General features: G+C 61.0%; 12 protein-coding genes. 1 reads left to right on the plus strand and 11 read right to left on the minus strand.

The genetic code is table 11. The features are described 5' to 3' along the window. Positions 1–228: 228 nt before the first annotated feature. Positions 229–954, plus strand: a complete 726-nt coding sequence (locus JQT59_RS34715; RefSeq protein ID WP_213574157.1) for a hypothetical protein — start codon at positions 229–231, stop codon at positions 952–954. Positions 955–1,333: 379 nt separating this feature from the next. Here JQT59_RS34715 and JQT59_RS34720 read toward each other — a convergent pair whose 3' ends face one another. The 11 genes from JQT59_RS34720 to JQT59_RS34770 form a co-directional block, all read right to left on the minus strand. Then, positions 1,334–2,557, minus strand: a complete 1,224-nt coding sequence (locus JQT59_RS34720) for an AMP-binding protein (protein WP_283254038.1) — start codon at positions 2,555–2,557, stop codon at positions 1,334–1,336. Between the two features lie 47 nt (positions 2,558–2,604). After that, a complete protein-coding gene (locus JQT59_RS34725; RefSeq protein ID WP_249354041.1) occupies positions 2,605–4,248 on the minus strand; it encodes a class I adenylate-forming enzyme family protein in 1,644 nt (547 codons plus the stop codon). 958 nt (positions 4,249–5,206) lie between these two features. Continuing rightward, positions 5,207–5,986 carry a 3-oxoacyl-ACP reductase FabG gene (gene fabG / locus JQT59_RS34730; RefSeq protein ID WP_213574161.1) on the minus strand — a complete coding sequence of 260 codons (780 nt, stop codon included), beginning with the start codon at positions 5,984–5,986 and terminating at the stop codon, positions 5,207–5,209. A 403-nt stretch (positions 5,987–6,389) separates the two neighbouring features. Continuing rightward, positions 6,390–7,286: an enoyl-CoA hydratase-related protein gene (locus tag JQT59_RS34735; protein ID WP_213574163.1), complete on the minus strand. Its 897-nt coding sequence runs from the start codon at positions 7,284–7,286 to the stop codon at positions 6,390–6,392. A gap of 25 nt (positions 7,287–7,311) precedes the next feature. Next, positions 7,312–8,481 carry a thiolase family protein gene (locus tag JQT59_RS34740; RefSeq protein WP_213574165.1) on the minus strand — a complete coding sequence of 390 codons (1,170 nt, stop codon included), beginning with the start codon at positions 8,479–8,481 and terminating at the stop codon, positions 7,312–7,314. An 81-nt stretch (positions 8,482–8,562) separates the two neighbouring features. Beyond that, positions 8,563–9,351, minus strand: coding sequence for a crotonase/enoyl-CoA hydratase family protein (locus JQT59_RS34745; RefSeq protein WP_213574167.1), 789 nt, complete (start codon positions 9,349–9,351; stop codon positions 8,563–8,565). 25 nt (positions 9,352–9,376) lie between these two features. Further along, complete coding sequence (locus JQT59_RS34750; protein ID WP_213574169.1) at positions 9,377–10,528, minus strand: acyl-CoA dehydrogenase family protein; 1,152 nt, start codon at positions 10,526–10,528, stop codon at positions 9,377–9,379. A gap of 45 nt (positions 10,529–10,573) precedes the next feature. Next, positions 10,574–11,338 (minus strand): SDR family NAD(P)-dependent oxidoreductase, encoded by a 765-nt coding sequence (locus JQT59_RS34755; RefSeq protein ID WP_141471495.1) that lies wholly within the window; start codon positions 11,336–11,338, stop codon positions 10,574–10,576. Positions 11,339–12,997: 1,659 nt separating this feature from the next. Beyond that, positions 12,998–13,873 carry an SDR family NAD(P)-dependent oxidoreductase gene (locus tag JQT59_RS34760; protein WP_213574171.1) on the minus strand — a complete coding sequence of 292 codons (876 nt, stop codon included), beginning with the start codon at positions 13,871–13,873 and terminating at the stop codon, positions 12,998–13,000. Positions 13,874–14,603: 730 nt separating this feature from the next. Further along, positions 14,604–15,329 carry a hypothetical protein gene (locus JQT59_RS34765; RefSeq protein WP_213574173.1) on the minus strand — a complete coding sequence of 242 codons (726 nt, stop codon included), beginning with the start codon at positions 15,327–15,329 and terminating at the stop codon, positions 14,604–14,606. Between the two features lie 66 nt (positions 15,330–15,395). Further along, entirely contained in the window at positions 15,396–16,316 is a 921-nt protein-coding gene (locus tag JQT59_RS34770) for an MlaD family protein (protein ID WP_213574175.1), read from the minus strand. Between the last annotated feature and the right edge of the window lie 39 nt (positions 16,317–16,355).

The following is a 16,355-nucleotide window of genomic DNA, read 5'->3' on the forward strand; positions in this document are numbered from 1 at the left end:
GCCGTGCCTGAGTCCTTCGTGGCCTATGGCCTTCTGGTCAATGGATGCGACCCGGTGGACGGCCTCACGTCGGCGTGCCACCTGCCACGCCACGCCCATCATTGGCGGCCGGGGGGTTGACGGCTGACAAAACTCGTGTCAGCGTATCGCCACAGGATCACAAAAGACTTCTAGGGGCTCCAGTGGCCCCCCGGCGGAGGAATCAAGTTGCCGAACCGAATAGCGGCGATGATCATCGCGCAGCCCGAACTCATCGAACATACCCCGCTCGGAGTACTGCGCGGATTTGAAGTCGCAGCAGTGCTCGTCTGGCTTTTCGGTGCATACCTTGTGTATCGATTCGGTGCGACGAAGTTTCTGCTTGGCATTTACGCGGGCACGACGGCATGGTTTATGTGGGACTGGATTTTCACCGACGAGTGGTTCCTAAATCTGAGCTACGACCGCCGATCGCTGTTACTTTTTACGCTCGACGGTCGTCCGGAACCCCTGTGGTCCCCCATGTCGTACGGATTTTTCTTCGGTATCGCTGCGTTGATATTTCTGCGCTACGAGCACACATTTCGGCGGGTCCTCGGTCGCTACATCGTGGTTGCATTCCCCGTGGCGATGGCACTCTTCGATCTCGTCGTCGAGGGATTCATCGTATCCGTGCTCGACATCTACCAATACGGATATCGCGACGAATGGAAGATCTGGGGAATCCCTTACACGAACATGGTATGGGTGATCTTGATCCAGGCGCTCATGGTTCTCACTTACTCGGTGTACGCCAAACAACAGCACAGTCGACACATTCTCGCGGTGCACGGCGACCCGACTTTTCGCGAGAGCGAAAGGACAGAGGAGAGCTGGCTGGTCGCCGTCCTCACCTTTTCGGTTGCAGCAGCGGCTGTCTACGTGGGAACAACCGTCATTGCGTTTGTGTTGAGCGCGATCGACCCCTGGACCTGAGATGTCGGGTTCGGCAGCGGACAGCGGCGTGGCTATCGCGCAAGAGATCTTCGACCAGCGAGATATGACGGCCCCCTTGGCCTGAGGTTACGTCATGCTGCAGGGATGGTGAGAACCGAAGCGCCGCATCCACAGCTGTGGATAGCGCGTTGAATCGTGGGCATCCCACCCGTCCCATCAATCACTCCATGTACCACCGACCCAGCCAGGCGCACCGGGTTTCCATCCATTCTCGATTAGAGTGACCCGCACGATAGCCTTGACCTGGTGTCCCCGCTTTGGATCGAAACACTGATTACGGCAACGTCGCAGATTGCCGGGTACATAATCAGGACGTCTTCGACCTCCTTCGGACAGATGTCGACTCCGCCGGAGGTTCTCATGATGCGCTGCTGCGATCGGCCAGGAACAAGTAGCCGTCCACGTCGAGGAATCCGTGGTCTCCCACTGCTGTCCAAGTGGGATAATCGGGATGTCGAGTAGAAGCAGTCTTCTCCAGGTCCTTGTGATACTCGAACGGCGCGACTTCACGTTCGAAATAGACGGTGCCAACCTCGCCCGCGGGTAGCTCTGTCCCCTCGTCGTCACAGATATGCAGTGTTCCGAGCGCACTGCGACCCACGGAGCGGGGTCTCGCTAGCCATTCGCCCGAAGATATGGTGGTGAACCCGTTTCCCTCGATAGGCGAGTAGTACTCGTTCAGAATCATTCCTACCCAGTCGATCATCGACTTCTTGACGACTGGAGGACATGGTGCTGCAGCATGCACGATACTGCGCAGACTGGAGAGGTCGTACTTCGCGCGAACGGCTTCGGACAGCTGCAGCATGCGCACGAACATGGCTGGCTCCATCTGGGCGACGGTGACGAAATGCGTCTCGAGGGCCTGCAAGACCTGCTCCGCGTCGAATTTCTCCATCATTACCACTGTGCCGCCGTACGCGTGAACAGCACCACACCATCGAAGAGACGCATCGTGATCGATCGGGGAAGGTGTGAGATACACATCCGAAAAGGTGAACCTATACGCCATGCCGATGGCCATCGTGTTTGGATCACCCGGCTGGTCGACCTCGATCGGTAGCAAAGGCGGCTTCATCCCTGTGAGGCGGCCCGTCGTGCTGGCGGCGTAGAGCAGGTCGGAGCCGCGGGGACACTGGACAAGCGGAACACCTGCATTCGCACGCATGGCCTCGTAGGACCGGTATCCCGCGATCGGGCCGCCGAAGCAGAAGCGGTTCGTGATCTGCGGAGTGAGCGGGACCAAGGCCTCTGCAAGTGCCCGAACCCCCGCTGAAACGACAAGAACCTTTGAATCGCTGTCGTGAATGATGAAGGCAGCGTCGGTGGGCGAGAGATTGCGATTGACCGGTGTCACGTATAGGCCCGATCGCAGTGCCGCCCAATATAACTCGAAGCACTCCGGAGCGTTGTCCGAAACAAAAGCAAACACGTCACCCTTGCGGAGCCCCAGGTCGTGAAGCACCCGCGCGAACTTCGCCGAGTTCTCGTTGAGTTCTCGGTAGGTGAGGGAGCGTCCCGACCCACTCATGACCACGGCTGGCCGGTCAGGCGATGTCACAGCATGCACACCGGGAAACATGTCGCTACCTTTCAAGACTTTATCGAAGATTGGGCGGTGGGTGATGATCAGCCAGAGAGTGGTCTCTGCGGGCCGTCTCGTAGCGCAGGGCTCCCGTCGAGTATCATCTGGCGAACATCAAGCGCGCGGATCTTGCCCGACGCAGTAGTGGGGAGTGTGTCAGTGAAGTACCACCGTTGTGGCAGCTTGTACTTCGCCAGATACCTCGCGCAGTGCCGTTCCAGATCCTCGCGAAGTGCATGGCGGTCGGTGTCCGCTTCACACACCACGACCGCCGCGACAATCTCGCCGAGCCGCTGATCAGGTATTCCGACGACTGCCGCCTGAGCGACAGCGGGGTGACTGCTCAAGCAGTCGGACACTTCATTCGGAGAGATGTTTTCTCCTCCCCGGATGATCAGTTCTTTGAGCCGGCCGGTGATTGTGATCATCCCACGCTCGTCCATCGATCCGAGGTCGCCGGTGTGGAGCCATCCGTCGAGGTCGACGGTGCGGGCTGTGGCGTCGGGATCTCGGAAATACCCCAGCATCTGCTGGTAACCACGCGCGCAAATCTCTCCGGGGACGTCTACCTCTTGCGTGGTCCCCGTGACTGGGTCTGCAATGCGGCACTCGACCTGAGGAAGGGGGCGGCCGACTGTTGTGGTGATGTCCGCCGAGCTGTCGTCGCGGCGCGTCGCGGTTAGTGGAGCCGACAGCTCCGTTTGGCCATATACGTTGAGCACCGTGCCCCCGAACAAGTTCCACGCCTTCTCGATCAACGAGGACGGAACGCTTGCGGCGCCCACCAGAATGGTTGGAATTGTTCGGGATGCAACATCACCCGATTCCGCCGCCTGCACGAGACCGTGCAACATCGCGGGCACCAAGAGGATCGCCGAGACCCCTTCCCGTTCGACGGTCGCGAGCACCTCCGTCGGATTCCAGCGGTCCATGAGGATGAGGGTGCCGCCGGACGCGAGCGTCCCGAGGTTCGAGGTAACGCATCCGGCTGTATGAAACTGCGGGAAGGGCGAAAGGATGATTGATCCGGGCTCGACGCCGGCGGTCAGCATCGTGATGCGCGCAACGTTGACCATAGATCGGTGTGCGAGGAGAACGCCTTTTTGCTTCCCGGTGGTGCCTGAGGTGTACTGCAACATGGCGGCAGTGTGGGGATCTACGGATGGCCACTCAAGCTCCGGATCAAACGATTCCGTTGCCCAGCGTGCGACGGTATCGAGCGAGTGAGACGCTCGCACAGATGGGCAATCGGGCAATATTGTCTTGATGATGGCTGCTAGGTCGCGGTCACGGTATGTCTTCCCGAAGAGGAGCATCGTCGCCTCGGATTTTGTAAGTGTGTATCGCAGCTCGTCGATTCCTGCCTGCGGGTTGAGTGCGACTAGGACCCGGCCGGTCATTGCAGCCGCATACTCGATGAGCGGCCATTCGACGACATTGGGCGAGAGCAAGGCGACATGGTCCCCGGAACAGGTGCGCTCGAGGAGAGCAGCGGCGATCGCCCGCGTCTTCGCGAGGACCTGGTGGTATGTCAGGCGGTGGTTCTTCCCGCGATGATCGTTACCTATCAGGGCCAGGCGGTCCGGGACCTGATCCGCTTGCACTTCTAGCAAAGTGGCCGAGGTGTGGTCGAGCAAACCGATGCTCTCATCTCGAATCCAGTGCGCCTGCCGGAGCGGCGTGCCCATCCCTGCCGACATCATGTCGTCCATTCTCCCGGGATCCCTAGCTACCCGGTAGGTCGTGAAGGGACGGTGCAACACTTGTCCGACCGGGTGTGCCGGTTTTCGTGATACTTCCTCCGTCGGGCGCGAGGGAGATGGCCATACATGCGGCCAGTCGAAGTAGGGCGCCCTTCGCTACAGCATGCGAGTACGTGACCGGGACGTTTCCCACAATGCCCGTACCAGCATCGAGGCCTCCGATCGAGGCCACATTGATCACGCTAGCGCCCGCTTCCGCACGGATATGCGGGATGACGTGTTGATAGTCGACCAGTTCAGGGCAACAACGTTACGCATCGTAAACATGAAGTCATCGAAGCTGGTCGATTCCACTGTGTGCCGCGAGTGGCTCCTCTGGCGTTTGTACATGATGTCGACATCACCGTTCCACAGCGCACTGATCAACTGTTCGGCGCTACTTTCCCACTCCACGGTCGATGGATGTACCGACATGAACCTTCCTCCGTCGTCGAGAATCGTCCGGTCAAGCTTGGCCGGGGTGCCGGAATTGGAGTCGGATCCGACCACAGCAGCCCTGCCGCGAAATCGGCTGGCGACGTGACGAGCCTTAGCCGTCGCCCGTCCCTGCGACTTTGGCTACTGCCGTCCAGTCGAGGGCTCGCAGTCCGTTCGGTTTCCTGCATCAGTCCTCTTGGTAAAGGCGTTCGGAGTGTGAACGAGCTTTGAAGCGGCCATGATTCACATCAAATGGCGATAAGGAGATGATGGGCTCCTCGGGAAAGATCGCGGCCGTCGGTGAGCTGGCCGTACGGGCGGGGCTGGATTAACCCAACACTGTCCTGGCCATCGCTCCCTCGTTGCAACGGCTTACGCAGATCAACGCAGAGAGACGACGTATCCAGGTCCCGAGACTGGCTCAGATGCAACCACTTCGATGACAGAGTGGTGGACTCTCGCCGTCCTACATCAGTCGTCCGCCGCCGACCTCGAGGACTGCGCCCGTCATGAAGCTCGACAGATCCGAGGCGAGGAACAGTGCCGTACCCGCGACCTCATGCGGTTCCCCGGCGCGCTTCATCGGAATCGTCGATTCCAGGTTCGCGAACGCTTCGGCAGGCATCGCTGCGGTCATGGGTGTGCGGATGAGTCCGGGCGCGATCGCATTGACACGAACAGCCCTGCTCGCGAGTTCCTTCGCGGATGCTTTCGTCATGCCCACGATGCCGGCCTTTGCCGCGCTGTAGTTGGTCTGGCCGAAGTTACCGCCCTTTCCCGACAGGGAAGACATATTGATGATCGAGCCGCGCCCCTGCTCGCGCATGATCGCGCCGGCGGTCTTCACACCGAGCCAGGTGCCGGTCATGTGGACGTTGACGACCAGTTCGAAGTCGCTGAGCGACATTTTCGCCATCCGGTTGTCGCGGGTGATACCGGCATTGTTGACCCAGATGTCGAGTGATCCGAACTGTGACACAGCGCTGTCGGCTACCCGTGAAACCGCGTCTTCGTCGGTCACATTGCATGCAAGAGCCACCACATCCCCGCCACCAAGCGATTCCGCGGCGATCTCGGCCTTGGCCTGGTCGAGATCGGCGATGATGACCTTCGCGCCGTGCTTGGACAACGCCGCGGCGATCTCGTAACCGATTCCCTGAGCGGCTCCGGTGACGACGGCCACCTTTCCTGCTACCAAGCCCGGCTCTGTGACAAGCAATTCCGGAGCCAATGCAATTTCAGACATTCGTCAAACCCTCTTCTCATAGCATGCTCGGCCGATGATCAGCTTCTGCACTTCATGGTTGCTTCGTAGATCCGTTACATATGGGGATCGCGATGGATCCGCTCGGTCGGGGGGCGTTCCGCATCTACCCGAGGGCCTTTACACCCCGGTCCGCGATGCCGTGGTTTCGTCCCGAACAGAGACCGGAGGACTAAGTGGCCGAATTCCACTGCGAGCTGTACGTCTTCTCGTATTTTCAACCCATGCCCGCCGTACTCCTCGGGAAGGGCACGCCCGAACAGAGGCACCGCAATGGATGTACTCGGCGATAGCGTCGGCCTCGTCGATCTGTTGCTCGGCGAAGTCCTCTGCTTGCGTATGAATACGATTACTGCCGTGATTATCTGGACGAAGCCGTCTTGGTCTATGACTCGAGTTCTGATCTGTATCGAGTCGTGCTGGGCGGTATACACTCAATGCCTTCGTAGCCGGGTTCGGGACGCCAGGGGAACCATTCCGGAAGGTCGGAGCCCGGGTTGAGTGTCCACACCGGGGGACGCTTGTCCAGGAAGGCCTTGACTCCCTCTGCGGCGTCCGGGCCCGATCCGGTGTACGCGATCGCCGCGGACTCGATCTCATGCGCGACCATCGGGTGGTCGGCGCCCATCATCTGCCACAGCAGTTGGCGCGTCAGCGCGACGGATACCGGGGCGGCGCTTCGTGCGATTTCCTGCGCAATCTCGGTGGCGACGGCGAGGACTTCTTCGGCGGGATGGAGGCTGCGCACCAGCCCGGCTTCGAGAGCTTCCTGGGCCCGGAACACTCGCCCGGTCATCGCCCAGTCAAGGGCACGGTTCGGTCCGACGACGCGCGGGAGGAACCAGCTTGCCGCGCCGTCAGGAACGATGCCACGAGCTGTGAACGGGAACCCAATCTTCGCCGAGTCCGCGGCGACCCGGATGTCCATTGGAAGAGTCAGTGACGCACCGAATCCCACGGCCGGCCCGTTGATCGCAGCGATGACGGGCTTGAGGGAGCGGAAGATGCGCAGGGTTACTCGCCCACCGGTATCACGGGGCGGACCTGATTCGCCGTTTGTCCGGTTGAACGAGTCCCCCCCGGAGGAGAGGTCCGCCCCAGCACAGAACGCGCGCCCGGATCCTTTCACCACGACGGCGCGCACCGAGTCGTCGGCGTCGGCAGCGTCGAAGGCGTCGATGAGTGCGTCGCACATGGCGGTGGTCACTGCGTTGAGGTTCTCGGGGCGATTGAGTGTCACGAATGCGACGTTGTCGGAGACCTCGTAGAGGATGTCGGGCACGGTCTGTGGTCCTTTTCCGGCTTGTTCAGTGGTTGAGGAGTTCGAGGATCGTGGCGTTGGCCATGCCGCCGCCCTCGCACATCGTTTGGAGCCCGTATCGGATTCCGTTCGCCTTCATGTGGTGGACGAGCGTGGTCATCAAGCGGCCACCAGAGGCGCCGAGCGGATGGCCCAGGGCGATGGCGCCACCATTCGGGTTCAGACGGGTCGGGTCGGCACCGGTCTCGGCCAGCCAGGCCATCGATACGCTCGCGAACGCCTCGTTGACCTCGAATGCACCGATGTCGGCGATGCCCAGCCCGGCCTTACCGAGGGCCTTCTCCGTCGCCGGAATCGGACCGGTCAGCATGAGCACTGGGTCGACACCGGCCAGCGCGAAGCTGTGCAGTCGTGCGAGCGGCTTCCATCCCAGCTGACGTGCACGTTCGCTGGTCGTGATGAGCAGTGCGGAAGCGCCGTCGGAGATCTGCGAGGAGTTCGCGGCCGTGATGACTCCGTCCTCGGAGAATGCCGGCTTGAGCTTGGCCAACGACTCGAGCGAGCCGCCGCGCCGCACACCCTCATCGGTGTCGACGACCGATGACGTTCCGTCCTCACCCGTCACCTCGATGGGAGCGATTTCGTTCTTGAAGCGGCCTGCATCGATCGCCTCGGCGGTCTTGGCGTGCGACTCGAGTGCATGCTGGTCGAGATCGGTGCGGCTGAAACCCCAGCGGCGGGCGATGGTCTCCGCGCTCACTCCCTGGTTGAACTCGATTCCGTCGTAGCGAGCAAGAGCTTTGGGTCCGTACGGTTCCCCGAACCCTGCCCGCCGCGGTGAACCCATCGGCACGCGACTCATCAGCTCGACACCTCCGGCGACCGCGATGTCGTACTGACCCGACATGACACCTGCGGCGGCGAAGTGGACTGCCTGCTGCGACGAACCACACTGACGGTCGATGGTCACCGCGGGGATGTCCTCCGGCCAGCCGGCTCCGAGCACGGCGAAGCGGCCCAGGTTTCCACTCTGTTCACCCACCTGCGACACGCAGCCCCAGATCACGTCCTCGACCAGGGTGGGATCGAGGTCGTTGCGGGCCGCGAGTGCCTCGAGCACCATGGCGGACAGGTCAACCGGGTGGACGCCGGCCAAGGCGCCGTTGCGCTTCCCTACGGGGCTTCGTACTGCATCGACAATGACGGCGTCTCTCATTGGACTACCTTTCTCGGCTTCTGACTACGGTCGCGACGGCACCCTCTGGCCGTCGTGGGGGGTCGATCGATGTGTGGGTCTTCAGGATCCGGTCCACTTCGGCGTCCGCTTCTCCGCGAACGCCCGGGCACCTTCTCGTGCGTCGGAGGACGCGAAGACAGGACCGGTGATGTCTCGTTGGCGATCGAACTGCTCGGTGGTGGACCAGTCACGCGCCTGTACGAACACCTGTTTGGTGGCGCGCACGGCGAGCGGACCGTTGGCCACGATCCGTCCGGCCAGCTCGAACGCTCCGGCCAGCGCCTCGCCCGGTTCGGTTAGCCGATTGATCAGTCCGAGTTCGAGGGCGCGGTCGGCGGTGAGGTGCTCACCGGTCAAGGCGTACTCGAGTGCGACTCGTTCGGGGATCAGCCTGGGCAACCGGAGCAGTCCCCCGGCGGCGGCAACCAAACCCCGTTTGGTTTCTGGCAGGCCGAAGACAGCGGCCGATGAGGCCACGACCAGATCGCAGGCCAGTGTGATTTCGAAGCCGCCTGCCAGGGCATAGCCCTCGACTGCGGCGATCAGGGGCTTCTGTGGTGGGTTCTCGACGAAACCGGCGAAGCCGCCCCGGGGTGTGGCCGGGCGGATTCCGTGTACGAACGCCTTGAGGTCCATTCCGGCGCTGAAAGTGCCGCCGGCTCCGGTAATGATGCCGACGACCAGATCGTCCCGCCGGTCCAGTTCCGCGAGCGCCGACTCGATTCGCTCTGCGACTTCCAGATCTACCGCGTTCCGTGCGCTGGGCCGATTGATGGTAATCACCAGTGCGCCGTCTGTGACTTCGGTGAGCACGACTGGGGCATGCGTGTTTGGCTCAACTGCTGTCATCGCGGTCCTCCTGTGGCAGGGAGATTCATAAGCCCAGCGACTTGCTGATGATCGTTTTCATGATTTCGCTGGTTCCGCCGTAGATTCGGGTCACCCGGGCGTCGGCGTAGAGACGGGCGATGGGATATTCGAGCATGTATCCGTATCCGCCGAACAGTTGCAGGCACTTGTCGACCACTCTGCCCTGTAACTCTGTGCAGAAGAGTTTGACCTTGGCCGCGTCGACGGCGCTCAGTTCGCCTTGGTCGTGGTCGTCGAGCGCCCTGTCGACGAGCATCTGCCCCGCCTCTATCTCCGTCGCGCATTCGGCGAGAATGAATTTCGTGTTCTGCATGCTCGACAGCGGCCTGCCGAAGACGTTGCGGTCCTTGACGTAGGTGGTGGTTTCGTTTAAGGCGGCGACTGCGGCAGCCTGTGATCCCACTGCGATCGACAGCCGTTCTTGGGCGAGATTGTGGCCGAGGTAGTCGAACGCACGACCTTCTTCGCCCAACAGGTTCGCAGCCGGCACCCGCACGTTGTCGAAGTACAGTTCGACGGTGTCCTGCGCCTTCATCCCCAGCTTGGACAGGGTGCGGACCACACCGAATCCGGGGCTCGAGGTTTCTACGACGAGGATGCTCAGGCCCGCGCGTCGGTTCTCCAGATCGACCGGTGCCGTCCGTGCGACGACGAGCATCAAGTCTGCGTTGACGCCACCGGTGATGAAGGTTTTCGACCCGTTCAGCACGTAGAGGTCACCGTCGCGGGTAGCGGTACTCGCAATGCCTGCGAGGTCCGATCCGGTCCCAGGTTCGGTCATTGCGATTGCGGTGATCAGGTCGCCGCTGGCGGCACCGGGAAGCCATCGTTGCTTTTGTTCCGCAGTGGCGTACTTCAGCAGGTACGGCAGCACGATGTCCATGTGAACTCGCAGCGACCCCAGGCCGAGCTTCGCGCGCAGGGTCTCCTCGGTGAGGACGGCGCTGTACTTGTAGGTCTGCTCGCCGCTTCCTCCGTATTCTTGCGGGATCTGGATTCCGAGAATGCCGAGCCCGCCAACCTCGTTGTAGAACTCGCGCGGCGGAGCGCCCCGCTCTTCCCACTTCTCGAAGTTGGGTACGACATTCTTTTCGAGGAACCCTCGTACCATCTGCCGGAATGCGTCGTGTTCGTCCGTGAAAACCTTGCGTTTCATCTCGACTTTCCTGATCAGTGAAGGGGTAGTGGTGGTCGGCCTCAGTTATCGCGGTGCCATGCGGTTGGCGCCGTCGAGCCGGAGGGTCTCACCGTTCAGGTAGCCGTTGTCGATGATCGAGCACGCCAGCTTGGCGTACTCGTCCGGTTCACCGAGTCGCGCCGGGTGGGGAACCCCACTTGTAAGGGACTGGCGCACGTCGTCACGCAATCCTGCAAGCATCGGGGTATCCATTAGGCCCGGCGCGATCGTGCACACCCTGATGTTCTTTGTAGCAAGGTCGCGTGCTGCGCAGATCGTCAGGCCTGCGACGCCTGCCTTGGATGCGGCGTATCCGGCTTGTCCGATTTGCCCCTCGAAGGCAGCGATGGACGCGGTCCACACCATCACGCCACGCTCGCCGGCGATCAGCTCGTTTCCGGCCATGCTTGCGGCGGCAACACTTGACACGTTGAAAGTTCCGAGGAGGTTGGTGCGCACGATAGTGGCAAACAAGTCACCGTCACCCCGCGAGCCGTCTTTGTTCACAAGCCGGACCGAGCCTCCACGGCCGGCTGTGTGCACGAGCGCTCGGAGCGGCGATCCGAGCGATGCCTCCGCAACGGCGTTCTCGACTTCGCCGATGTCAGTTACGTCGGCAGGAACGAATCGTGCGCGTTCACCGAGCGATGCCGCGACTTCCTTTCCCTGAGACGACGGAAGATCAGCGATGACGACCGAGGCGCCCAGGTCGATCAGCCGGCGAGCTGTCGCGAGCCCGAGTCCGGACGCTCCGCCCGTCACCAGAGTGGATTTACCGTTGATATCCATAGCTCCCTCACCAAACATGTCTGTGCGACCACTGACAGCGGCAGGTTCAGCCATCCCATCCCGTGCCGCCCCGCGCTCGGCGTGAGTGATCGTCTCTCGCTGAACTGCTCGCCTATATTTTATAGTAGATTAAAACTAGCAGGGGTCAAGGCGGGAGATTGTCCCACGCTCGTACAGTTTCACGCGGAGCTTACGGACACAGACGGTGGCACCCGAGCACTGCAGTGCCGCCATTCGTACGACGAAATCCTGGCTCTGGTTCCGCCGGGGACTCCTACCCACGGCCTGCCGTGCGCCCCGGCCCATACTGATGCCACTACCCGGATCGCTGACTGCAAGTGCACACGAAAGTCCATCGCTCAAATCGCGTTAATCTATATTCGTACACTAAACCGCAGCAATACAGCGCCAGCTATAGCAGACAGATCGGCCTCGGGAGCTGGCACTTTGGCTTACCATGCCATGGCCAACAGGATTGCCTTGTGATGCCGTAGACGAGATTTCGTCGGCGTTCGCACCCCAGAATGCCATAGCGCCGTCAGCTGGAAATCTGGTTGCGGGGACTTGCAAGGCCACACACCCCTCACCGCCGCTTCATACGTCCGTCCCCTGTCGAGTCCAGCCTCGCTATGAGTCGTCCGTCACGATATCTCCGCCGCACGCCCACCGCGTCGACGGTGGTGAGCGCCGCAGTCGGTTCCGCCAATTCGTCGGGGTCACGCCGATTGCAAATCGGTTTGTCGTTACGGTCAAGCCGCTCGAGGACTTCAACAGCGCCCTCGAAGGCGAGGAGGCGCCGTTCAACAGCACCCAAAGACTCCGAATTCGCCGGCGAACGCACCTTGCGTCCAATAATCGAAAGTATCGAATACAGATAGTGCACGCGTCTCGACCGGAACAGCGCGTTTCGCTCGTAGTCATGATCACTGTCCTGGTACGGCCTAGCTACAGCCTCAGGGTAGCGACGGCCGGGTGCGGTCGGAGGCCTGTCATTGCGCATCTCGTCGAACGAGAGCACCACCGCCCGCGCGGGCGGATCGGTTACAGCCCAACAGAATCGACGATATGCGAAGCCTCGAAATGAGGTTCGTGGCCGAGACGATCGTGACCCGCCAGGGCTTGAGTTTGTGGTCTCCAAATTCCGCGGAGTACTAACCGATCCCGACGCGGGCGGCACAGCATCGGCCGGTGCTCCACTGCGTCGAACCACCGCCGGATGCATATGGTGCGTCAAATGCAGCACCTCCGGGGCGCCGGTCGGCAAAATCGGTTGGCGGCGCACTTCGCGACCGCACGCCCACAAATGGACCGCGACATCAAGAGCGAGACCGCCAGCGCCGCAGGGACTCCAAAACTGCTTTGCCGTTTCGGGAAACGTCGGCACTGGCTATCCCGTCACCCGACCGCATCATGCCCGCGGCTGGACTACCTTCCGGTGCGGCAGCGCGTCGACCCGGCCATCCGCCCGAGCTCCGCCCGATGTTCGTCACTGATTGACAACGTCACTGCAATCGTGAACCCAGCATAAAAATCGTTTGCCAATCACAGATGGCCACTGGGCTCAAGCAATCGTTTCGATGGAGAGTTCGACTCCCGCAACGCGCAAACTTAGAGGGGCGATGGCATTTCCCCCACCGGGTGTGGCCGGTGATGACGGTTTCAGACGCCCGGTTGTGAAGATTCAGCGTCTGTCGCGGAGCTGGCGATGCTGGCCACGACGCGCGCCTCGTACTCTTTCCGGGTCCCTTGATCGATTTGGGGGCCTAGACGGTCGATCTTCGTCACGCGAAACAGCAAAGAACGGAGTGTGTATGGCAACGCTCCGTAGACGTGGGCGGCTATTCCGACCACACCAGGCGAGAAGATAGCGTGACGCTTTCGCTTCAAGCCGTCGATGATGGCATCGGCGACTTCTTCTGGTGTAACGCCGCGCATCCCACGCATCTCCTGCAGTCCCGCGGCCAGTTCCGTCTTGACAATCCCAGGGCCCACCGACGACAGATTGATACCGCTGCCCGTGAGCTCGAGACGCACGCTGTCGGTGAGACCAACGATCGCGTGCTTTGTGCCGACGTACGTGGCGACGCCCGGAGCGGGCAACCACCCACCGGTCGACGCCAGGTTGACAATATGGCCGGTGCCACGCGGTTTCATGCGCTTTATTGCTTCCTTCATACCAATGAGGGTTCCGCGGTAGTTGACGTCGACCAAGCGGTCTGTCATTTCGTCGGTTTCGTCGACAAAGTAACCCACCGGCATGATACCGGCGTTGTTGACGAGAATGTCGAGCGGACCAAAGTGCTGTTCGGCGGCATCGAGAACAGAGCGGAATTGCTCACGGTTGGAAACATCGAGTGACCGACTAATGGCGTTCTTGCCGATCCCGGTGGCGACGGCCGCGGCAGCCGCTCCGTCGAGGTCTGCGACGACGACTCGTACGCCCTCGCGCGCGAGTGCCTCGCAGGTCGCCCTTCCAATTCCTCGGCCTCCGCCGGTGACGACGGCGACTTTGCCGCTCAGTACAACTGGGTTCATGATTGTCTCCTCAAAAGTCCCGCTCCGTTGCTGATTGCGGATCTGCCCTATCTGAGCCGCAACCCGCTAAATAATACACCTGACACGCTTTGTAATATAGTAACAATTTCTGCTGTTCGAGGTCACGCCTGTGCATCGCGTTGGCTCAGTGATCACGTGCCGTTGTGCGGTCGGCCGTGCCGCTCGGCGCGTGACGATGGCGTCCGTCCGGTTCACCATTTCCAGCGGGTTCGGTGAAACCTTCATACCGATCAGCGTCTTGCTGACGCGCAATTCTTGGTTTGCGGCTTCTTGTTCCCAGCTGATGTAGCGGCAGATCACACGCTGGATTCTCGATACGGTGAACTGTCGGCGCTCGAACGCGAGTTCGGCGAAGTGAATCCCACGGGCAAGATCCGACGTCCCGCATGACTGATGTCGGCCACCCCCTCGCCAGCCAAAGAATCGGCAGGTGTGGTCAGGATTTTGGCTGAGAATGTCAGATCGTGTTCGGTCGGGATGGGCGACGTTCCGTTGATCTCGCGGCGGTCGGACAGGCTGAACAATTTCGGGCTTCCGACCCCGCATAGCGCATCGAATCAGTCCGGGCCGAAGACGTTCATCCCAGTCTCGACACAGCAGACCGCACGTGGAGACGACCGTAAGTGCCCCTGCTTGCCGGTTGACCGTCGAGCTGAACAACTGATCAATGACTAAAGCAGCTGATCCACTGCGCAGTGCTGTGACCAGATTACCGCGGAGGCAATGTCGGCGCCGGCGGCGTCTCCACAGACGGCGGGGCACCTGGCGAGGAAGAGGCCGGTGGAGTACCCGCACCGCCGAGCGCCGCATCATCTCCCCCGATGTCGGTTATCTTCCAGTTGTCGCGGCTGTCGACCGTCAACTGATAAGTGGCAGTCGAATCGATTCCGTCGGGCGCCTGACTGTTTGTTGTCAATACGCTAACGAAGGCAGACACGGTATACGAACCGTTGTTCTCGGAAATTGTCTTTGCTGCCACCGGTTTCGCTGTAGACACCCATTGCAGCGGCGTGATGATCTGCTCCATGGACGATGCTGCGTGTGTCAGCCGATCCGCCAATTCATCGCTGGTGCCACTGGTTAAGCGCGAACGCCAGGACGCGAGATCCCGGAAATCCATCTGTGCGGCACCGGCCGAATAGTCGAGAGCCACCTGCTCTGCATGCGACCGGGCGTCCGCATTGTCACGCAGGCTGTCCAGGTCGTGGGTTTTCGCATGGAGCTGCCACGCGAGGATTCCGATCGACCCGATCATTGCAAGAATCACGAGGGTGACGATGAAAGACCGGACCCGGATGACTCGGTCGCCATTTCGCAAGCGGCCTGCAAAGGCCCCCGGCTTGTACCGGCGAACAACACCCTCGCGGCTCTGGACGCCCGCCGACTCTTCACTTTCCTGCTGTTCGGTTGTTCTAGCTTCAGTTCTAATGATCATGTTCCCAATGCCTCTGTATCTATCGGCTAACTTGATGGCGCTCCAGGTAACTCGGTGGATGCAAACTCAGCCTCCTTCCAAGCCATGGAGGTGCAGCGTGATCGCATCGCCCGCATCTGCCGCCGCGAGAGCATTCGTAAGCAGATCTGAAATCGGGATTGTCCGGAGCGATGCTGCTGCAGCAGTCATGCTCGGAAGCAGGTCGCTGCCGATCACGTGCAGATCCGTCACGTTCTTGTCGAGAAACGCCTGCGATTCGTTGAGAAAGGGCTCCACTCCGTAGGTAATGCCATCCGGGAGGGATCCCAGGTCGACAGCGTCGAAATAGCGGTTGATGACATTCGCGAACCCTTGGCCGAAGTCTACGATGTTGGGCGTTACTCCATTGAGCGCGTACGGCACCGGCGCACTTTGTTGAAGTAGCGGTTGCATTACCTGCAACAGTTTGTTGAGATCGCCCCTGCGGGTGATGATCTCGTTCGCCAAGAGTTCGCCGGCTCGGCTCAAGTTGTTGAGTACCCTGGCATCCTCGGGCAACGCAACATCAACACTGGCAAAGATCTCCCGCACCCGGTCGGGGTCGACCTGCTCCAACATCAAAGTGAGTCGCTTTGAGAAGTCCTGGAACGAAGTGGGCTGACTTACCCGCGAAGAGTTCACTACCGAACGATTCTCGAGGAAGGGACCTTCCGAAGAGCCGCTCTGGATAGAGATGTACCCCTCGCCGAGCGCCGACATGTTGTCAACGCGGAAGGTGCTCTCGACCGGGATCTCGTAGTTCCGGTCATAGTTCCACTCGAGTTCAACACCGTTTGCAGACGCGTTCAGTGCGGTCACATGTCCGATTTGCACTCCGCGTAGCAGCACTCTCGAACCGACGACCAAACCATTCGTGTCGGCCACCGTCATGGTGGCCTCGTTGACCTTCTGCAACGGCGAGATGTTCAGCCCGAGATCTCCCATGTAGGCAAACGATGCTGCGGCCATCGCAAGCATCCCCACGACGGATAGGCGCGTCTTTGTGAA

Origin of the sequence: Rhodococcus sp. USK13 (assembly GCF_018343855.1) — a bacterium.
GTDB lineage: Bacteria > Actinomycetota > Actinomycetes > Mycobacteriales > Mycobacteriaceae > Rhodococcus_F > Rhodococcus_F oxybenzonivorans.